Raw genomic sequence first — 20,275 nt, forward strand, 5'->3', positions numbered from 1 at the left:
GGCCGGGCGTCTTTGGGCCACCGCGATGCGGAAGAAGGGCTGGGAAATCCCGGCCGCCCTGGCCCACATCGAGTCCTCCGGCACCACCCGCCAGGAAGCCTCCACCATCCTCGCCGCCCACGGCTAGAAATCCGGTGCTCAGCCGCGCCGCGAACACTCAGATGGCGCGGCTGAGTTGATTCACTCGATATAGAAGCGGTTTTTGCCGTCCATCTGATCCAGCTGGAAGCACCAAGCCGCCCTTCCTATGCCGGAAGTGGCCGCATCCAATTCGCGCTCAAGCCCGTGTACGTCGGCCACGTGCTCGTCGGCGCCGAAGACGAAATCATCACCGGAATGGATAAGGTTCTGCTCGGTCTGGGCCTTGGTGTAGCCATGCACGGAGGGTCGTGTCCAGAAGATCCCCTTGCTGACTATGCGGCCCGGCACGCCCGCGGCCGTCGAGTTGGACGGAATCTTCTTGGTAATCAAGGCCCGGGCAGCAAGAATGCTGCCTGAACCAACCTTGGCGCCTTTGAGCAGAAGCGTATCTTCCCCCAGCCACACGTGGTCCCCCACCCAGATCGAATCGCTGGGGTTTACCCGTTCGCGGCTTTCCACGGAGTAGATCAAATGGGGATCAGCTGTTCTGAAAGCAACCCGCGACGAGAACATTGCGTCCCGGCCGACGATCACGTGCTTGCGCTCGGTAGGCAGAACCCGCGCTTCCGACGTGAACGTTGCTCCTGGTCCCAGATAGAAGACGGACTCTTCGAACACGGTGGCAATCAACCTGAGGAATCCATGGGACTTTCGCAGGTGGATGACGGCATCGTTCCCCAGGAAGCGCAGCCTCGTATTCCGCAACCGGGTGCCGTCCTCGACGAACAGGACGTTTCCGGTTCCGGCGAATTCAACGGTGGATGAAGAGAATTCGGAGCCGGGCGTGTCCTGTAGATGCACCACGTTGTCCTGAATACCGGATACGTCCGCATAGGAGCGGATGACCTGGATCTTGTTTACCTTGGTTTTGCTTGTCGAATTAGTGCTGTCCGGCAAAGCTGCTGGCCCCCTCTGATTCACGGATGACAATGCTGGTGTCTTCCCATTCCACTGCGGACAGGACTTCGGACGCTGCGGAGTCGTCGGTGTCGTCGGTGTCGTTGGTGTCGTGGACAACGATCAGCAAGCGCTGAACCCCTGCGGCGACAACGAATCGCAAGGCGACAAGATCAGCCATGGACCAGCCGTCAAGGGGTTGGACCACTGCCCTGTAGGAAATCCGCCTGCTGCCGTCCTCGATACCTGCGACGTCCGCTTCGGCGTCGGACACGAAGTGTATTTCCATGGTGTCGCCATCAGCGGCCACGCCGCTGCACCGATAGCGGAATCGGGCAAATGAATCGTCGTTAAGCACCACATAGTCCCGCGCTGTTTCCGCGTGGAGAGTCAGCGTTTGGGAACTCAGCTCCTGTTTTGGTACCCGCGATCCAGGTTTCACGCGTTCAGGCAAGGATCCGGTCCATGTGGTGCCGTTGGCTTCCATGGCGATCAGTTGTGTGAGCTGGCTGATCGGATCGTAGGCCGGAAAGAGGCTCTGCTCGCCGGCAGTGTATTTAACGAAGTCGTAGGAGTGTTCAGTCATTAGCTGCAGGAACTGTGTTCTGCCCGCGCTTCCTCCTATGAACCAGTTGGCCCCGGTCACCCCGGACGCAGCAGGATCTACACGTACTTGCACTTGGAGGTTCTGGCCATAGCGGAAGGTGCGCATCTCTTCGCACTCGAACTGTTCATGAACCGGGCCGCTGAGGAACCTCCGGATGATACCCAGCATGGCAGGCAGAGCCGCCCGGGCAACATCGGAATGCTGGCCGTTGATGCGGTACTTGGAAAGGTTGGCTACGTCGCTAACCAGCTCGATCAGCGAGTGGTTGCTGAGCTCGTCCGAATTCGTATAGAAGTAGTCTATTTTGCGTCCTTCCGCGAAATATCCGCGGAGTCGGTCCTCTGGTTGTTCCGTATTCCGCAAGGCTTGGTTCCGAAAGAGGTTGTCCTTGAAGAACGGCTTGCTGAAGTAATAGGGCAGGTTCATTTGCGGCACTGCAAGCAGCAAGCCGGCGCCGGGATAGTCCTTGGCGTACTGGATGGCGATCGTGCCGCCCTTGGAAGCGCCGAAGAACAGCATTCCCGCCTGATCGATGTGGAAACGGCTCCGAAGCCCTTCAATTGCTCCAACAACGCGGTCGTAAAGCAGCCTCCCCGCGTTGTCTACCATCATGTACGAACCGGCAACCAGGTAGCGGTCCTGGAAGCAGACCATCATGGTGTCCTGCAGATCCGTATCCGTGAGGTCCTTGAGGTAACTCACCGCGTATGAAATCCGGGTGGTTGAGGGACCAAACCCCGGAAAGGTGATGAGCATCTTCTTCGGGTTGGTTGTATTGCCACGCAAGGAGTAGAAGACGTCGCCGTGCTGCTCCACTCCGTACTGGTCATCGTATTTGAGCTGCTGCGGCGTGGTGACGGCCCCTCGTCCGATCTTCAACTCATAGGGGGCGTCGATATCTACGGCGAAGCGGGAGATGTCGTCCGAAGTGACCATGATGTTGCGGTACTCAAGCGGGAAGCCCCGCGCCGGCGGCTCAACCATGTTTCCGTAGACCACTTTGCCATCCTGGAAGAGTCGGAACTGCTTACCCTTCCACCGCTCCCAATCATTGATGGTCAGTTTTGCAAAGTACATACCCTGCGGGAGGCTTTCAGAGGCGATCCGGCGTATCTTCCCCTCCAAGCCCCTTGCTTTGATGAGCCTTCGCAGTGGCGAATCAGTGCGGGATGCCAACAGCGCCCTGGCGAACTCCGATCCGGCCGGCGAGTAGGCAGCCACGCGGCCCGCTTCCGTGATGGTCCGTTTGAATCCGTGTATCAACGTCATCAGAGACTCAACATCCTTTCCACAATTTTTTCGTTGATGCGTGCCGGATCCACGCCCTCGAAGAAGCGTTCGCGCCGGTGCATGAACCGTGGATCGGGAACGGCAAACCTTTCCTGGACAATGTGGTCCACCACCTCGGAGTGCTCGCTGAACACGGGACCCAGGCCGTCGTCGACATAGTCCACGCGGCTTTCGTAGGGCTGATCCCTGAAGAAATCGGCCGCGTCCCAGTGGTAGTACGCGATGGGGGTCCCTACGAAGGCAGCGTCAAGGGCGGCAGAGCTGTAATCCGTCAGGACCAGTTCAGCGGACCGTATGGCCTCCCGGTAACTCAGTTCAGACTTCACAACCCGTTCTGAGAACCTGAACTGGCTGGCGCGCTTTTCCACATTGGGGTGGAGTTTTACGTGCATGATGCGGTCCGTATCCTCGAGGAATTTCAGCAGCCCGGGATCCGAAAGCAGCTTGTCAATGGCACGGAAGTACGCGGACTGGGCAAAGTGCTCCGACGATGACTGATGCAGGTTGAACCGCCACGTGGGCATGAAAAGGAGATGCTGCCCTCCGTGCTCGTCGCGGGACAAGGACTCGTAACGGGGCAGGCCGGAGTTCAGGGTCTCCACCGGTGCCAGCTTGCTCATGTAGTCTGCTTCGATCCGGCCCGTCGCTATGAAGACGTCGAAGTACTTGGAGAGAACCCAATCGGACATGTCATTGAGCTGGATGCCATGCTGGAGGTAGACAAAGCGGGAGTTGGCGAACGACTTTCCCCTGTATCTGATGTTGTAGATCTGTGAAGACACCACGAGGTCCGAAACCAGGAATTTCTCGTAGAACTCCTTCGTGAAGATGGAGATCAGCTTGAAGCCCTTGGCCTCGAGCCGTGCCCAATCAGGCGACTTGGGGTTGATAGCGAAGTACGTGTTGCTGAATTCGGGATGCTTGGTTGTGAAGTACTCGTAGAGGTGCTCGGCATTGTCGTCGGCTTGAAGAGGCCGGTCGAAGAACAAAATCGTGGAGGAAGGATTGATCCTCCGGTTGTAGAAGTTGTAGCTGCCGGGCCTGGCGTGGCCGGACCTGAGGTTGCGTGCCAGATAGCACTTTCCAATCGTGAGAATCTCTTCGTGGAAGAGCAACTCGTACAGGGGCAACTCGATTTCGGCGCTTTCCGTTTTTTGCCGGAACACCAAGTACGCGTCCTTGTCGCTTAGTTGCTTGTAGAACTGTTGGTTGGCGGCGGGTTCATCCAGCCAGCGGATCCAGGCCGCCTCGAATGGTTGCAGCGGTTCCGCCATTCCCAGCAGCTCAATCAGTTCGAAACTGCGAATCAGATCCCGGAGATGGCTCAAGCTGACGGATGTAGCTTTCTGTCCCCGCATGCCTCGGAGGAAGAGGACAACGTAGCGCAGGACCTGTAGCCTGATTTCCTTTGATTCAACGGGGATCACGGGCATCAAGCGGCTTGCGTCTCCAGAAATCTGGAGTCCTGTCGCTGCCTTGGTGTCCGATGCCATGGAGAAGCCCGTGGTCAGTTGCCTGACCTTTGCTATGGACCAGTACATCCGGTAGCTGGTGTAGATGGCCGAGCGATCCAAATCCCCCAGTGCCTCCAGCGCGTCGGACAATCTCCTCGTGTTGTATGCGCTGCCAAAGACGTCGGTATCCCGGCCATAGTGGTAGGCGTCGTCGATCTTGGTTCCGGCAACGTTTTTCGGGATAGCTCCGGTGTAAATCACGGGCTCAGCGAGATAAACCGTCCGCGTCTTGAGGTATTCGAAGAGGGTAGCGACGTAATTCGCGGACAGCAGATGGGAGGTCCGCATGAAGATGACGTACTTGCTTCCGATCTCCTGGCAAAGCCTTGCGATGACAGCCGTCGTCAGCGGCTCCCCTATGTGGAGGACGGCAAATTGCGACTCAAGGCGCAAACGAGCCGCTATCAGGCGTCGATACATGGCTGACTCGCGATCAAGCTGTCCGGTTTCCTCAAGGACGATAGTGAGCAGTGGCGGCAAATCGGGCATTTGGTTCCTATGGGGGTCGAACGTGTAGAAGGCGCGCTGAGGGGGAGGACCCCAACTGGTTTCCTCAACGAAGGGTGCGCATCGCCGAAGCAATTAGTGGCACACAGGATCGAGTCTTCGGCGCGAGGGGACTCACTAAAGGCAAGTGCCGCACGGGGCGGAATCATGACGGGAAATCAAAAAAAGAATCACCATCACTTTGGATTCCCTGCCGGCAACTCCCGTAGTGAGGTCGAACTCCTGCCACCGCGGCCCGATGGCATTGAGCAACGCGTCCAGTGTCCGGGCGTACATCACGTAGAATTGAGGCACTATGGCGAACTCCCCTGATTCCAGCAAATCGACCCCCTCGGCCGACGCACCCAAGCGTGGGCTGTTCCAGCGCAAGCCCAAGGAAGCCAAGGCAAAGAAGCCTAGCCAGCTGAAGCAGATCGCTGAAGTCTTCAAGATGACGCGGCGGAACGATCCTCAGGTCGTGTGGATCATGGTGCTCGCCTTCCTTGCCGTCGTGGCCGTGGCCTTCCTCATCGGCTTCCTCCTGGAAAACTGGGTCACCGGCCTGATCATTGGTATTCCCCTTGGCCTGTTGGCCGCGGTGTTCATTCTTTCCCGCCGCGCGGAAAAGGCGGCTTTCGCGCAAATTGAAAACCAGCCAGGCGCCTCAGGTGCAGCGTTGGGAACCCTCCGCCGCGGTTGGGTCACACAGGACCAGCCTGTGGCCGTCAATCCACGCACTCAGGACGCGGTGTTCATGGCCATTGGCCGAGCCGGCGTGGTCCTGGTGAGCGAAGGACCGACGCACCGTGTCAAGCCCCTCGTGGATGCAGAGCGCAAGCGCTTGGCCCGGATTCTCCCGAACGTCACCATCCACGTTCTCGAATCAGGCCGCGGAGAGGGACAGGTGCCGCTGAACAAACTGGCCAAGACCATGGGCAAGCTCAAGAAGGAGCTCACCAAGATCGAAGTCAACGCTGTCAGCAAGCGCATCAACTCCCTGGGTAACCGCCTCCCCATCCCCAAGGGCATTGACCCCTACAAGGCCCGCCCGGACCGCAAGGCAGCACGCGGACGCTGACGCCCATAACGAAAAAACCGCCCCTCCTCTCATACAGAGGAGGGGCGGTTTCTGTTTGCCGTGCTTGGTGTGTGGACAAAGGACGCTACATCCGGATAAGAATCGTGTTCATGGCTTTGTCATGCAGGCCTCGTTGATCGGGATCGAACACGACGGCCGGAATGACCAGGCACAGGAGGAGTGTCCGCACCACTGCAGCCACCGGGCCTGCCGGGCCGCCGCCCAACCGGACCACATGGATACCCGCGATCCTGTGCCCGATGCTGTAGCCCAGGGTGCCAATCAAAAGAATCTGTTCCGCAGCGAAAATGGCGAGCGTAGCCCACTGGTTTCCGCCGAAGGCAAAGTTGCTGATCACCAGTGCGATCGTCCAATCCACCATGATGCCCAGGATGCGGCGACCAGCCCGTGCAATGGAGCCGGGGCCAGACTCAGGAAGGCCAAGTCGTTCGCCGGGATATTTGGAGATTCCGGATGTGTCCGGACCGCTCAACCAGGAGCCAATGTCTTTTCGATCAACCACACCTCAAGCCTAACGGCTGGCCTGCCTGCTGTCCGACTCACCGCAAACAGGCGCCGGCAGCCAGCGCCCTTGGGACGCGCGCAGTGTTCGCCCATCGGACCGGCTTGGACCAGACACAGGAAAGCCGACTACCGTTTACACAACAGATGATTCTGTAACCTGCCGGAAACAATACTGACACCCCCGGGAAATCCCATCTCCCTAAGGTGGTATGAGTTGCCAGCCACCATGGCAAGGGGACCTTTTGTGTCTCCGGAGCTTTGGTATGGGCTGCACCACGCGGCCTTCCGGGCCTGTTACTTGATATGCATAAGGAGCATAGATGTTCAAGACTGCGGACGAAGTCCTCAAGTTCATCAAAGACGAAGACGTCAAATTCGTCGATATCCGCTTCACCGACCTTCCTGGTGTCCAGCAGCACTTCAATGTGCCGGCCAAGAGCGTTGACCTCGACTTCTTCGTCAATGGTCAGCTTTTCGATGGGTCTTCCATCCGCGGCTTCCAGGGCATCGCTGAGTCCGACATGCAGCTCATCCCGGATGTGACCTCGGCCTTCATCGACACGTTCCGCATCGAGAAGACGCTCGCATTGAACTTCTCCATCGTGAACCCGCGCACCGGAGACCCTTACCACCGCGACCCCCGCGGCGTGGCTGAGAAGGCTGAAGCGTACCTGGCATCGACCGGTATTGCCGACACCGCATTCTTCGCTCCGGAAGCCGAGTTCTTCGTCTTCGACAACATCCAGTACGAGTCCTCCCCGCAGGGCAGCTTCTACAAGATCGATTCCGAGGAAGCACACTGGAACACCGGCCGCAAGGAAGAAGGCGGAAACCTCGGTTACAAGACCCCCATCAAGGGCGGTTACTTCCCGGTCTCCCCCACCGACAAGCAGGCTGACCTTCGCGACGCCATGTGTGTCGAGCTGGACAAGGCCGGCCTTGAGGTCGAGCGCTCCCACCACGAAGTTGGATCTGCCGGCCAGGCCGAGATCAACTACAAGTTCACCACCCTGACCGCAGCTGCCGATGACCTGCAGAAGTTCAAGTACGTCATCAAGAACACCGCTGACGCCTGGGGCAAGTCCGTCACGTTTATGCCGAAGCCGGTCTTCGGTGACAACGGTTCGGGCATGCACTGCCACCAGTCCCTGTGGAGCAACGGCGACCCGCTGTTCTACGACGAGAAGGGCTACGCAGGCCTCTCGGACACCGCACGCTGGTACATTGGCGGCCTGCTGAAGCACTCTTCGGCAGTTCTGGCCTTCACCAACCCGACGGTGAACTCCTACCGCCGCCTGGTCAAGGGCTTCGAAGCCCCCGTGAACATGGTCTACTCGCAGGGCAACCGCTCCGCCGGTATCCGTATCCCGATCACGGGCACCAACCCGAAGGCCAAGCGCATTGAATTCCGCGCTCCGGACCCTTCCTCCAACCCTTACCTGGCGTTTGCTGCCCAGCTGATGGCCGGCATCGACGGCATCCGCAACCGCATTGAACCGCCGGCTCCGATCGACAAGGACCTCTACGAGCTCCCCGCCGAAGAAGCCAAGGATATCCCCAAGGCTCCGGGCTCCCTGGAAGAGGCACTCGAGGCCCTTCGCGAGGACAACGAGTTCCTGCAGGCCGGCGGCGTCTTCACCCAGGACCTCATCGATACTTGGATCGACTACAAGTACGAGAATGAGATCCGCCCGCTGTCACTGCGCCCGAACCCGTACGAGTTCGAGCTCTACTACGGCGTCTAAGCACCAACGCTGCGTTATCAAAAGGCCATCCCCGATCCATATGGACCGGGGATGGCCTTTTTGTCTGCGATGCCCAACGGGTCCAGCCGGAAGTAGACCTTGTGCTCCATGAAGGTCGCATCATCCTTCAGACGAAGTCATTGGGCTGAAAGCTCAATGACCGACCCACGTGGCGCCGGTCCAATGGACCACCGGGCACACTGCCTACGCCGGACCAGCTTGAGCGGTCAGTGTTTGGTTCTGGGTGTTTGACCGGTTACTTCCGGCGCTGCGCAGTCAGCACAAAACACCCGGTCTGTTTCTTCACCGCAGCACTGGCAGCGATGGAGCAGGGCCGCTGGTTCAATCACATACGTTGTCATACCGACAATGCTGCCCTCGCGGCACTGGAGGGGGCACGAGTAGCGTGTACTCGTTTTTTCGGCTGCCGGACGCCCCGACTACTTGGATTCGAGGAATCGTAGCCCCTCAGCGGATGCCGAACCATGGCTATCGATTCCCCCAAGGCCCGCCCCAGGTTCGTGGTCTGAGAAGGTGGCAAAGCAACGTCGACAGGCAAAAGTGCCGGCGCGGCCATGCCGCGAGGACCAGTGAGGCCCCGCCTGCTCACAGCGGAAGCAGCACACATTGGAGAAAGCGGCACCGTCCGAATCCACCATGATTGTCACGGGAGAATCGTAATCGACAGCGCCCGCCGGGGAATAGACCCCTTCTACTGCTTTCCATACTTCTTGTGCACGGCCTGCTTGCTGACGCCGAGGCAAAGAGCTATGGCCTCCCACGACAGGCCTGACTGGCGCGCCGCCCGCACCAGGGAAGCCTCCCGCCGACCCACTTCTTTCTGCAGCTCCGCCACGGCATAGAGTGCTTCGGCCGGCCCCATTTCACCCATTGATCCCACCAGCGTTTTCATTCGGTCCACCTCCATGTCGTCAACAATAGTTGACGCCGGAAGTCTCGTCAACCAAAGTTGACGCGGCCATCGTTAGGCGAAAGCCTTGTGCATGATTCGCTGCGGACCGGAACTCCCACCCTGATACCGACCCGCGTCCACGAATCCGGCTCTGCGATAGGCGGCCTGGCCCGCCGGATTGCGTTCGTTGACGGAGAGCACGACGCCGGCCTGGCCGCCACCCAGCCGGGCCGTCAGCTTGCGCGCTTCCTCCACTGCCGCGCGTGCCGCCCTTGTGCCGAGGCCTCGCCCTTGGCTTCCTGAGTCGATGAGGAACCCCCTGAGAAGCCATGCAGAATTGTCGTCAGGCCACCCGGCCAGTTTCGCAGCGCCGGACTGGAGGGTCAGTACGCCAACGGCCACTCCCCCGGACTCAACGACATACGGCAGCCGAAATTCTTCCTCCAAGCCGATCAGCATCATGCGGAGTGGGTCGCCGACGAACTCACGCTGCCCCTCCTCCACGGACAGCGTAGCCACCGCCCCAAGGTGAATGGCGCGCGAGTCATGGTCCAGAAGTTTGAGCGGGATAAGCCATACGTCACCTACGTCGATCTGATCAATGATGATCGAAAACTCTTCACCTGAGTCATATTCAAGCATTGCAGGGCATCTTCCTACTAAGGTTGTCACAACAGTTCCCTACGTCGAAGGAACCTCCGCGATGAGCCAGCCGAACGTCATACTGATCTGTGTCGATGAATGGAGGGGTGACTGCCTTTCCTCGGACGGCCATCCCCACCTGGAGACGCCCCACCTCGACGAGTTGGCCCGGAACGGTGTCCGGTTTTCCAAGGGCTATTCTGCTACGCCGTCCTGTGTTCCTGCCCGTGCTGCATTATTCACCGGTCAATCGCAGGAACGGCACGGCCGGGTCGGGTACAACGACGGCGTGCCGTTTCACGCAGTCCACCCGGTGACAATACAGGACGAGTTCCGAAAAGGCGGCTACCACACACAGGCCATCGGCAAGATGCATGTGTGGCCGGAACGCTCCCGGCTGGGCTTCGATGACGTCATCCTGCACGATGGCTACCTGCATCACGCCCGGCGGGAACACCAGCAGCACTTTGCCATGTTCGACGACTACGTCCCGTGGCTTCGGCGGCAACCCGGCATGGGTCCGGACGCGGAATACTTCGACCACGGCGTCAACTGCAATTCAATAGTCGCCCGCCCGTGGGACAAGGCGGAGAACCTGCATCCGACACACTGGATAGGTACCCAGGCCATCGAATGGATGCACCGACGCGATCCCGTGAAGCCATTCTTCCTCTACCTTTCCTTCCACCGCCCCCACCCGCCGTACGATCCGCCGTCGTGGGCTTTTGAGCAGTACCTCAACATCCCGGCTTATGAAGCTGTGGAAGGCAATTGGGAACATCACTGGGACGACCACCGGCAGGATGGCGATTACCAGGCCAGCTACGGGAGGATGCCGGATCAGGTGGTCCACCGGGCCAGGGCGGGATACTACGGCCTGATGGCGCAGATCGACCTGCAGATCAACCGGATCAAAGAGTCGTTGGCGGACTTCGGCCTTGCTGACAACACCGTCATCGCCTTTACCAGCGACCACGGTGAAATGATGGGCGATCACCACATGTTCCGCAAGGCCGTCCCCTACGATGGATCAGCCCGCGTACCATTCATCATCGCCAATGCACCCGCAGCCAAGGACTCAGCCCGTGGAACTGTGGTGGACCACGTAGTGGAACTCCGGGACATCATGCCCACGCTGCTGGACCTTGCCGGGCTGCCCATCCCGGACTCCGTAGATGGAAAGACCCTTGCACCACTGGTCCGGGGCCATAGCACCGAAGCAGTCCGGGAAGTCCTGCATGGCGAACACGTGTACTGGGGACAGAACCTGCATTGGTTGACCGACGGCCACCACAAATACATCTGGGGATCCGGCAAGGGGACCGAAGAACTCTTCAACCTCGACGCCGATCCCCAAGAGTGCACAAACCTCGCCGAAGACCCGGCCAGTGAAGTGGAACTGCAATTCTGGCGCGAACGGATGGTGGAAGCGTTAACGGGCCGCGAAGAAGGCTACGTAGTTAACGGCTCGCTCGTGACGGGGGTGCCTGTTGTTGCCATGTTGCAGCATGCCCGGGAAAAGGCCGCCACGGCCATGTCCGACGCCTAGTTTCCGTAGAAGATCTTCTCGAAGACTCCCCTGGCGCGGCGACTTAGCCTCAAGTAGTCCTCTTCGAACTGGCCCGCATGTCCCGGAGCGTAACCGCACCAACGCGCTGCCGCCTCAAGGTCCTTGCGTGACGACGGGAGAAGGTCGGATGCCCGCCCCGTCACGATCACGTTCGCAGAGCGGATACGGCTGGCGAGCCGCCATGCCTCCCGCAAGAGCGCAGCGTCGTCTTCACTGATGAAGTCCAGTTCCACCGCGGCGGCCAATGCCTCAAGAGTCGAACTGGTCCGAAGCTCCTGATGCTTCCCTGCGTGCTGCAGCTGAATCAACTGGACCAGCCATTCAACATCGCTCAGTCCACCGCGCCCAAGCTTGACATGCCGTGCAGGGTCAGCCCCGCGCGGCAAGCGTTCGGATTCCACCCGGGCTTTGATGCGACGGACTTCCCTTACATCCTGCTCGGCCAACTCTTCGGGGTATCGGATGGGATCAATGAGTTTCACGAAATCGGCGGCCAACTCGTCCGAACCGGCCATGGGGCGTGCCCGCAGAAGTGCCTGGGCCTCCCAGATCAGGGACCACCTGCGGTAGTACTCCGCGTATGACTCCAAGGACCGGACCATGGCGCCGTTCTTACCCTCGGGCCGAAGGTCAGCGTCGACCATAAGGACCCGTTCGGCCATGATCGCGGGCTTGAGGGGCTGGGTCAGGAAGCTGGAGACTTTGGAAACGATCGCCGTCGCCTGTTCCTGGGCCTCGGCGTCGGTGAATCCTGGCCGCGAGCGGTGCACGTAGATGACGTCCGCGTCCGAGCCGTACCCTATCTCGCGCCCGCCCTGCCGGCCCATGGCAACAACCAGGACGTCGGTTTTCAGCGGACCATCGGAGGCAATGACGGATTCCGCCACATGTAATGCCCCCAGGACCGCAGCCCGATCGGTCTCGGCCAAGGCGAGTCCCACTGCATCCTGATCGAGCAAGCCGGAGCTGTCCGCGATTGCGGTCCGCAGGATTTCGCGTCGCCGGATCAGCCGGATCAGCCGCATGGCACTTTCGGGTTCCGGATGGCGGGAAAGCTTGGACTGGATTTCCTGCCACTGGGCCTCGAAGCGGATGGGTACCAGTTCTTTGTCGCTGCCCAACCACGCTACGGACTCCGGAGATACCTCCAACAGGTCCGAAATAAGCCGCGAGTTGGCCAGTACCTGGCACAGGCGTTCCGCAGCGGCCTGGGAATCCCGAAGCAACCCCAGATACCAGTGCGTGGTCCCAAGCGCCTCGCTGACCCTACGGAAGGCGAGCAATCCGGCGTCGGGGTCTACGCCTTCGGCGAGCCAGCCCAGCAGGATGGGAAGCAACTGGCGCTGCAACGCCGCACGGCGGCTGACACCCGCTGTCAGCGCCTCGATGTGCCGCATGGCGCCTTGCGGATCCTGGTAACCAAGCGCGGCGAGGCGCCCCTGCGCTGCCTCGGGGCTGAGTTTGGCATCCTCGCTGCTCAGCATGGCCGCTGTATTGAGCAGCGGCCTGTAGAAGATCCGCTCGTGCAATTCGCGCACGGATTTCTTAGTTTTTTGCCACGTCCCCATAAGTTGGTCCGGATGGGGCCGCTCCAGCGAAAAAGGCCCCAGGACGGCTTTGGCAAGGAACCGTTGTGCATCCTCGGTCGCGGGCATGAGGTGGGTACGCCGAAGCTGGAAAAGCTGGATCCGATGTTCCAGCAGGCGCAGGTAGCGGTAGGCGTTATCGAAGGCGGCAGCGTCCGCACGGCCGATGTAACCTCCGGCGGAAAGAGCCGCAATGGCTGAGGTGGTATCCCTGCACCGAAGGGATTCGTCGGATTTGCCATGAACAAGCTGCAGCAACTGCACCGTGAACTCGACGTCGCGAAGGCCACCGCGACCCAATTTGATCTGGCGCTGCTCCTCGGCCGCGGGAATGTAATCTGTCACCCTGCGGCGCATAGCCTGCACGGACTCAACGAAGCCCTCGCGCCCTGCGGAAGCCCAAACGAGCGGCTCCACTGCCTTCTCGTAACGCTGCCCCAGCTCCCGGTCGCCTGCAATGGTCCGGGCCTTGAGCAGCGCTTGGAACTCCCAGCTTTCAGCCCAGCGCGCGTAATAGCTCAGGTGCGAAGGCAGCGTACGGACCAACGGCCCTGACTTGCCTTCCGGACGCAGGTTTGCATCCACCTCCCACAGCCCGGGTTCAGGTGCGGAGGAAGAGATCGCCCGCGAAATCCCTGAAGCAAGCGCTGTGCCGATAGTGGAGGCGCGTGCGTCCTCCAGCTCCCCCGCTTCGATGACGTAGATGACATCGACGTCGGAAATGTAGTTCAGTTCGCGGGCACCGCATTTGCCCATGCCGATGACGGCGAGCCCGACGTCGGCGATTTCCTCAGCAGCGTACTGAACTGCCGCTTCGGCCCGGGATACCGCAAGGGCAGCCTCGATGGCCGCTCCTGCGAGATCGGCCAGCTCCGCTCCGACGGCCGGCATGAAGTCCTGGGGCGAGGCCGCACAAAGGTCCTTGATGGCCAGCTCAGTCAGTCCCCGGCGGTAAGCGGTCCGCAACGCCGCGTAAGCCGGCATTCCGGTGATTCCGGCGACCGGTCGCTGCGCGCCCGGTTCAGCTTTTACCGAGCGGAGAAGCGTTGCCCGGAGCTCCTCGTTGGAGGCCTGAAGAGGCTCCGGACTGACCCGGACATCGAAGACATCAAGATGCTCCGGCCGACGCATGAGGAACTCCCCCAGTGCCTCGGAGGCTCCCAGCAGGCGGTACATGGGCTCGCTGGAGTCCTGATCGGCCGCGGCCAGTTTCTTCAGCTCTGGATTCTTCTCCATGAGCCGCACCAGTGATTGCAGGGCTGTATCCGGGCTGGCCGACATGGACAGTCCGGCAAACAGTGCGTCCTCGTCAATCCCCTCAAGTTCAGGGGCGGCAAGGAAGCGTTCGCCTTTTTCGAGGTCACTGAATCCGGCTGAGATGAGCCGACGTGCAAGGCTCACTGGCCCTGCCTACAGAATGCCGAGGTTGCGCTGCAACTCATACGGCGTGACCTGGAGGCGGTAGTCCTGCCATTCCGCACGCTTGTTGCGCAGGAAGTGCTCGAACACCTGCTCGCCCAGGATTTCAGCTACGAGCTCGGATTCCTCCATTGCACGGATGGCGTCGTGAAGGCTGGCCGGCAGGGGTGCGTGTCCCATGGCCTTGCGCTCCGCGGTAGTCAGCGACCAGATGTCGTCCTCGGCAGCAGCGGGAAGTTCGTAGCCTTCCTCGATGCCCTTCAATCCGGCGCCCAGCAGGACGGCATATGCGAGGTACGGGTTGGTGGCGGAGTCGATGCCACGGTACTCGATGCGGGCCGACTGGCCCTTGCCGGGCTTGTAGAGCGGAACCCGGACAAGTGCGGAGCGGTTGTTGTGGCCCCAGCTCAGGTAGCTCGGTGCCTCGCCGCCACCCCAAAGCCGCTTGTAGGAGTTCACGAACTGGTTGGTGACGGCCGTGAATTCCGGCGCGTGCTTCAGGATTCCAGCGATGAACTGGCGTGCCGTCTTGGACAGCTGGAACTCGGCTCCTGCTTCGAAGAACGCGTTGGTGTCGCCCTCGAACAAGGAGAAGTGGGTGTGCATGCCCGAACCGGGGTGGTCCGTGAACGGCTTGGGCATGAACGTCGCGTAGGTGCCTTGCTGGAGGGCGACTTCCTTTATGACGGTGCGGAACGTCATGATGTTGTCCGCGGTCTGCAGGGCATCGGCGTAACGGAGGTCGATCTCGTTCTGGCCGGGGCCGCCTTCATGGTGGCTGAACTCCACGGAGATGCCTACGGATTCAAGCATGGTGACGGCAGTGCGGCGGAAGTCCTGGGCAACGCCACCGGGAACGTGGTCGAAGTAGCCACCCTCGTCGACGGGAACCGGGGAGCCATCGGGTCCGAGATCCTTGGACTTGAGCAGATAGAACTCGATCTCGGGGTGGGTGTAGCAGGTGAAACCCATGTCCGCGGCCTTGGCGAGGGTCCGCTTGAGGACGTTGCGGGGGTCTGCAGCGGAGGGCTCACCGTCGGGAGTCAGGATGTCGCAGAACATCCTGGACGTCTGTTCCGTCTCACCGCGCCAAGGCAGGATCTGGAACGTCGACGGGTCCGGCTGGGCGAGCATATCGGACTCGAACACGCGGGCAAGGCCCTCGATTGCGGAACCGTCGAAGCCAAGGCCCTCTTCGAAAGCACCTTCAACCTCGGCAGGGGCAAGTGCCACCGATTTGAGCGAACCCACGACGTCGGTGAACCACAAGCGTACGAAGCGCACGTCACGCTCTTCGATCGTCCGCAGAACGAACTCTTGCTGGCGGTCCATAGGGCCTCTTTTCCGATTCAGTGTCCATGCCGCTGGTTCCAATGTTGTGAAGCCACGACAACTCAGCCTTCACTCTACTAAGAGTTCGGTGCTAATGCCGCAGCAGTACTTGCCCGTAACACAGCGTTTACATTCCGTGACGCCGGGCACACTGGTGGCAGGTGCCCCCGGCACCGCTTAGGCTCTACCCATGGCCCCGAGCAACCTTCCTGAGTCCACCACGCCCGCCGAAGTTCCCGCACCCTACGGAACAGGTCCTGCTGCCTCCGCTGCGACGCCCCCGGCGGACGGCAGGAAGCCGATCAGCCGGGTCAGGATTCACCACCTTCAGCAAGCCAAGGACAACGGCGGGCGCTTTGCCATGCTGACTGCCTATGAGCAGTACACCGCGGAAATTTTCGACCAAGCCGGAATCGAAGTCCTCCTGGTTGGCGACTCGGCATCCAACAACGTCTTCGGCAACGAGACGAGCCTTCCCGTCACTGTGGACGAGCTCCTGCCCCTGACGCGGGCAGTGAGCCGGGCAGCCAAGCGGGCCCTGATCGTGGCCGACCTTCCGTTCGGCAGCTACGAAGTTTCGCCCGGACAGGCGGTTGCCACCGGTGTCCGGTTCCTCAAAGAAGGGCTGGCACACGCCGTCAAGATCGAGGGCTCCGCTTACTACGCGGACACAGTCAAAGCCATGGTTCAGGCCGGCATCCCGGTCATGGCCCACATTGGCTTCACCCCGCAAAGCGAACACTCCCTCGGTGGTTACCGCGTCCAGGGTCGCGGAGACGACGCACAACGCCTCATCGATGACGCAGTTGCCCTTCAGGACGCCGGCGCATTCAGCGTGCTGATGGAGATGGTTCCAGCGACAACTGCTGCCGCCGTCGATGCCGCATTGCGGGTCCCCACGGTGGGGATTGGTGCCGGCAACAGCACTACGGGACAGGTTCTCGTATGGCAGGACATGGCAGGATTGCGCGGCGGCAAGATGGCCAAGTTCGTCAAGCAGTACGCCGACCTTCGCACCACCTTGAGCGATGCTGCCGCAGCCTACGGTGAGGACGTCAGGTCCGGGCAATTTCCCGGCCCTGAACATTCCTTCTAGTCGTCGTCCTGGGCATCCCAGGCATCGTTGCGCGCTTTAACCTTCTCCAAGGCGTGCTCGGCTTCTTCCCTGGTTTTGTAAGGGCCAATCAGCTGGGTCCAATCAGACATGGCGTCCTCTTCGATCTCGTGCGTCTTGACGTTGTACCAGTACTCCGTCACGTCTCCTCCTCCATCATTCGTACGGTGGACGCGTAACGTTGGCGGGGTCACAGAAACCGGGCCACGCTTTGTTACTTACGTCTCTTGTGTGCCTTATATGATCAATCTATGCCTTCTCTAGCTTCGACTGCACCCATTGGCGCCCTCACCCCGGGAACCATCAGCCCCGAAAGGCCCGTCCCGGCCTCCATTCCCCGGCCCGAGTACGTCGGCAAGAAGGCACCCGCCAAGTTCACCGGCTCCGAGGTGAAATCAGCCGAGACCATCGAGAAGATCCGGATCGCCGGCAAAATCGCCGCACAAGCGATCGTCGAGGTTGGAAAGCACCTCCAGCCCGGCGTCACCACCGACCAGCTGGACAAGGTCGGCCACGAGTTCCTGCTGGACCACAACGCCTATCCGTCCACACTGGGTTACCGGGGCTTTCCCAAGTCCCTGTGCTCGTCACTGAACGAGGTCATCTGCCACGGCATCCCCGACTCCACGGTGGTCCAGGACGGCGACATCCTTAACATCGACATCACCGCTTTCATCGGCGGCGTGCATGGGGATACCAACTACACTTTCCTGGTTGGCGACGTGGATGAAGAATCCCGTCTGCTGGTTGAGCGTACGCAGGAGTCGCTCAACCGGGCCATCAAGGCCGTGGCCCCGGGCCGCGAAATCAACGTAATAGGCCGTGCCATCCAGTCCTACGCCAAACGCTTCGGCTATGGCGTGGTGCGGGACTTCACGGGCCACGGCGTGGGTGAGGCCTTCCATACGGGCCTCATCATTCCGCATTACGACGCAGCCCCGGCGTACAACACCGTGATCGAGGCTGGCATGGTCTTCACCATCGAACCCATGCTGACCCTCGGCACCATCGAATGGGACATGTGGGCCGACGACTGGACAGTTGTCACCAAGGACCACAAGCGCACGGCCCAGTTCGAACACACCCTGCTGGTCACCGAGACCGGCGCGGAAATCCTTACCCTTCCCTAGCACTTCGGAAGGTCCAAGCAGCCCGGGCGGCTGCGCCTTGCCCATCCCCTCCTGCCATGATCGGAATTGCATTGTCCAAGAAGGATGAGAAGACCCACAAGAACGCACCGCTGATCGGTATCGACATCGGCGGCACCGGCATCAAGGGCGGCATCGTCGACCTGAAGAAGGGCAAGCTGATCGGTGACCGCTTCCGCGTTCCCACCCCCCAGCCCGCAACTCCGGAGGCGGTGGCCGAGGTCGTCGCCCAGATCGTCGAGGAACTCTCCAGCCGGCCTGATGCCCCGGCTGCTGATTCTCCGGTGGGTGTAACCTTCCCTGGAATCATTCAGCACGGCGTGGTCAACTCGGCAGCCAACGTGGACAAGACCTGGCTCGAAACCGACATCGACTCGACGTTCACCAAGCGCCTTGGCCGTCCTGTGGAGGTCATCAATGACGCCGACGCAGCCGGCCTGGCGGAAGCCCGCTACGGCGCCGGCGAAGGCGTGGACGGCACGGTCCTGGTCATCACGTTGGGCACCGGCATTGGTTCGGCTTTCATCTTCAACGGACAGTTGGTCCCCAACGCCGAGCTCGGCCACCTTGAGGTGGACGGACACGACGCCGAAACAAAGGCCTCCGCCGTGGCCCGCGAACGCGATGGCCTGAGCTGGGACGAGTACGGTGTCCTGCTCAACCGATACCTCCAGCACGTGGAGTTCCTGTTCTCACCCGAACTTTTCATCGTTGGCGGCGGCATCTCCAAGCGGTCCGACGAGTACTTCCCGCATCTTGAGCTGCGAACCAAGATCGTCACCGCAAAATTGAAGAACGACGCCGGCATTGTTGGCGCCGCGCTTGAGGTCGCCCTGCACCACAAGCTCGCCAAGTAGGCGCGGTTGGATCACGGCAGAGTCCCGGACATCGGAGTCGCGATCGTCACGGGAGCCAGTCGAGGTATCGGCGCTGCCGTGGCCTACGCTGCTGCACGCGCCGGGTACGCAGTGGTGGTCAATTACTCCGAGGACAGCGCGGGCGCCAAAACCGTTGTCGAGGAAATCATCGGCGGGGGCGGCAAGGCACTGGCTGTCCAGGCGGACGTCAGCCGCCCCGCCGACGTCGTGCGTTTGTTCGACGAAGCTGTAGCCCTTGGGCCGCTGGCAGCAGTGGTCAACAACGCCGCCATCACCGGCAACTTGATCGGCACGCTGGTTGAGGTGCCCGCAGAGACTGTTCAACGGGTTGTTGACGTCAACGTGTCCGGAATGATTTTCATGTGCCAGGAAGCAGTTCGCAGGCTCTCAACGGACAACGCCGGGAGCGGCGGATCCATCGTCAATATTTCCTCCACAGCTACAAAGGCAGGCTCCCCTGGGACGTGGGTTCACTACGCCGCGACCAAAGGTGCCGTGGATGTGTTGACTGTGGGCCTGGCGGCCGAGGTGGCCAAGCAGGGCATACGGGTAAACGCTGTGGCCCCCGGCAGCACCAACACCGGCCTGCATGCAGCGGCCGGAATGCCGGACCGCGTCGAACGACTGAACCCCACCATTCCCATGGGGCGCGGGGCTGAGCCCGAGGAAGTGGCGGCGGCTGTCATGTGGCTGATGTCCACCGATGCCGGGTACGTCACCGGAGCTGTGCTTCCCGTGTCCGGAGGACGCTGACCGGGATAAATGCAGTTCGGTGCCGGTGGCGGTTGCGGCTTCCCCTCCGCACCGCCACCGGGGCTAAAGTTGGCTCTTCTCTGAGCCCTTGGCTTCCTTGGCGCCGGATTTCGCGTGCTCTTCATGCTCGTGACGAAGCAACGAGATAGCCGATTCGAAGTCTTCCAGGGATTCAAAGGCCTGGTAAACGCTGGCAAAGCGGAGGTACGCCACCTCGTCCAGTTTTCGCAGAGGGCCAAGAATAGCCAGGCCTACCTCGTGTGCATCAATTTCCGCTGCGCCGGACGAACGGATGTTCTCTTCGACTTCCTGGGCCAACATGGCGAGGTCGTCCTCGGTGACCGGGCGCCCCTGGCAAGCTTTGCGGACGCCGCTGATGACCTTGATCCGGCTGAAGGGCTCACCGACGCCGGACCGTTTGATGACAGACAGGCTGGTGGTCTCCACCGTGGTGAAGCGTCGACCACATTCGGGGCACTGACGACGGCGGCGAATGGAAGAACCGTCATCAGCCATGCGGCTGTCAACGACGCGGGAGTCGGGATTCCGGCAGAACGGACAATACACGCTGGGCCTCCCTTAACTGCTCCGGCACAAACCGTGCCCGGCGGGTTGCCGGAGACGCAAAAGGTGCCGG

At 60.9% G+C, this 20,275-nt stretch carries 17 protein-coding genes and 1 pseudogene; 8 read left to right on the forward strand and 10 right to left on the reverse strand.

All coding sequences use genetic code 11. The annotated features are described in order from the left end of the window. Positions 1-127, forward strand: a pseudogene (locus tag GVL04_RS19545) (lipoyl synthase); the annotation flags it as partial. A gap of 53 nt (positions 128-180) precedes the next feature. On the opposite strand, the gene GVL04_RS19550 reads toward GVL04_RS19545, so the two are convergent. Genes GVL04_RS19550 through GVL04_RS19560 form a run of 3 tightly spaced genes read right to left on the reverse strand, consistent with a single transcriptional unit; the run spans position 181 to position 4,938 of the window. Further along, positions 181-1,038: a hypothetical protein gene (locus tag GVL04_RS19550; RefSeq protein WP_159707623.1), complete on the reverse strand. Its 858-nt coding sequence runs from the start codon at positions 1,036-1,038 to the stop codon at positions 181-183. Then, positions 1,022-2,914: a hypothetical protein gene (locus tag GVL04_RS19555; RefSeq protein WP_159707625.1), complete on the reverse strand. Its 1,893-nt coding sequence runs from the start codon at positions 2,912-2,914 to the stop codon at positions 1,022-1,024. Before GVL04_RS19555 ends, GVL04_RS19550 begins: the two co-directional genes overlap by 17 nt. After that, a complete protein-coding gene (locus GVL04_RS19560; RefSeq protein ID WP_159707627.1) occupies positions 2,914-4,938 on the reverse strand; it encodes a CDP-glycerol glycerophosphotransferase family protein in 2,025 nt (674 codons plus the stop codon). The genes GVL04_RS19555 and GVL04_RS19560 overlap by 1 nt, the downstream gene beginning before the upstream one ends. Positions 4,939-5,251: 313 nt before the next feature. Here GVL04_RS19560 and GVL04_RS19565 point away from each other — a divergent pair, with 313 nt between their 5' ends. Next, positions 5,252-6,013 carry a DUF4191 domain-containing protein gene (locus GVL04_RS19565; RefSeq protein WP_159707629.1) on the forward strand — a complete coding sequence of 254 codons (762 nt, stop codon included), beginning with the start codon at positions 5,252-5,254 and terminating at the stop codon, positions 6,011-6,013. 85 nt (positions 6,014-6,098) lie between these two features. Here GVL04_RS19565 and GVL04_RS19570 read toward each other — a convergent pair whose 3' ends face one another. Continuing rightward, entirely contained in the window at positions 6,099-6,536 is a 438-nt protein-coding gene (locus GVL04_RS19570; protein ID WP_159707631.1) for an RDD family protein, read from the reverse strand. Positions 6,537-6,858: 322 nt separating this feature from the next. Between GVL04_RS19570 and glnA (GVL04_RS19575) the strand changes: the two genes are divergently transcribed. Continuing rightward, entirely contained in the window at positions 6,859-8,283 is a 1,425-nt protein-coding gene (gene glnA / locus GVL04_RS19575; RefSeq protein ID WP_159707633.1) for a type I glutamate--ammonia ligase, read from the forward strand. 712 nt (positions 8,284-8,995) lie between these two features. On the opposite strand, the gene GVL04_RS19580 is transcribed toward glnA (GVL04_RS19575), so the two are convergent. Both GVL04_RS19580 and GVL04_RS19585 read right to left on the reverse strand, forming a co-directional pair. Next, positions 8,996-9,196, reverse strand: coding sequence for an AsnC family protein (locus GVL04_RS19580; protein ID WP_235036368.1), 201 nt, complete (start codon positions 9,194-9,196; stop codon positions 8,996-8,998). A gap of 72 nt (positions 9,197-9,268) precedes the next feature. Then, entirely contained in the window at positions 9,269-9,838 is a 570-nt protein-coding gene (locus GVL04_RS19585) for a GNAT family N-acetyltransferase (protein WP_159707637.1), read from the reverse strand. A gap of 61 nt (positions 9,839-9,899) precedes the next feature. On the opposite strand from GVL04_RS19585, the gene GVL04_RS19590 reads away from it, so the two are divergent. Beyond that, on the forward strand, positions 9,900-11,387 hold the full coding sequence (locus tag GVL04_RS19590) for an arylsulfatase (RefSeq protein WP_159707639.1): 1,488 nt from the start codon (positions 9,900-9,902) through the stop codon (positions 11,385-11,387). On the opposite strand, the gene GVL04_RS19595 is transcribed toward GVL04_RS19590, so the two are convergent. Further along, positions 11,384-14,395 carry a bifunctional [glutamine synthetase] adenylyltransferase/[glutamine synthetase]-adenylyl-L-tyrosine phosphorylase gene (locus tag GVL04_RS19595; protein ID WP_159707641.1) on the reverse strand — a complete coding sequence of 1,004 codons (3,012 nt, stop codon included), beginning with the start codon at positions 14,393-14,395 and terminating at the stop codon, positions 11,384-11,386. The two genes, GVL04_RS19590 and GVL04_RS19595, sit on opposite strands and share 4 nt — an antisense overlap. A 9-nt stretch (positions 14,396-14,404) precedes the next feature. Then, a complete protein-coding gene (gene glnA / locus GVL04_RS19600) occupies positions 14,405-15,745 on the reverse strand; it encodes a type I glutamate--ammonia ligase (protein WP_090825698.1) in 1,341 nt (446 codons plus the stop codon). A 190-nt stretch (positions 15,746-15,935) separates the two neighbouring features. Between glnA (GVL04_RS19600) and panB the strand changes: the two genes are divergently transcribed. Continuing rightward, positions 15,936-16,841: a 3-methyl-2-oxobutanoate hydroxymethyltransferase gene (gene panB / locus GVL04_RS19605; RefSeq protein ID WP_159707643.1), complete on the forward strand. Its 906-nt coding sequence runs from the start codon at positions 15,936-15,938 to the stop codon at positions 16,839-16,841. On the opposite strand, the gene GVL04_RS19610 is transcribed toward panB, so the two are convergent. Then, the gene (locus GVL04_RS19610; RefSeq protein WP_011774435.1) at positions 16,838-17,002 is read right to left on the reverse strand and encodes an SPOR domain-containing protein; all 165 of its coding nucleotides are present in this window, start codon (positions 17,000-17,002) and stop codon (positions 16,838-16,840) included. The two genes, panB and GVL04_RS19610, sit on opposite strands and share 4 nt — an antisense overlap. 108 nt (positions 17,003-17,110) lie before the next feature. On the opposite strand from GVL04_RS19610, the gene map reads away from it, so the two are divergent. From map to GVL04_RS19625, 3 genes are all read left to right on the forward strand, one after another. After that, positions 17,111-17,989 carry a type I methionyl aminopeptidase gene (gene map / locus GVL04_RS19615; RefSeq protein WP_159707645.1) on the forward strand — a complete coding sequence of 293 codons (879 nt, stop codon included), beginning with the start codon at positions 17,111-17,113 and terminating at the stop codon, positions 17,987-17,989. Between the two features lie 71 nt (positions 17,990-18,060). Beyond that, positions 18,061-18,864, forward strand: coding sequence for a polyphosphate--glucose phosphotransferase (gene ppgK, locus GVL04_RS19620; protein WP_159707647.1), 804 nt, complete (start codon positions 18,061-18,063; stop codon positions 18,862-18,864). 6 nt (positions 18,865-18,870) lie between these two features. Then, positions 18,871-19,638, forward strand: coding sequence for an SDR family oxidoreductase (locus tag GVL04_RS19625; RefSeq protein ID WP_200846908.1), 768 nt, complete (start codon positions 18,871-18,873; stop codon positions 19,636-19,638). Between the two features lie 63 nt (positions 19,639-19,701). Here GVL04_RS19625 and nrdR read toward each other — a convergent pair whose 3' ends face one another. After that, positions 19,702-20,205, reverse strand: coding sequence for a transcriptional regulator NrdR (gene nrdR / locus GVL04_RS19630; protein WP_159707649.1), 504 nt, complete (start codon positions 20,203-20,205; stop codon positions 19,702-19,704). Positions 20,206-20,275 lie beyond the last annotated feature (70 nt).

This window comes from Arthrobacter sp. 18067, assembly GCF_902706295.1.
GTDB lineage: Bacteria > Actinomycetota > Actinomycetes > Actinomycetales > Micrococcaceae > Arthrobacter.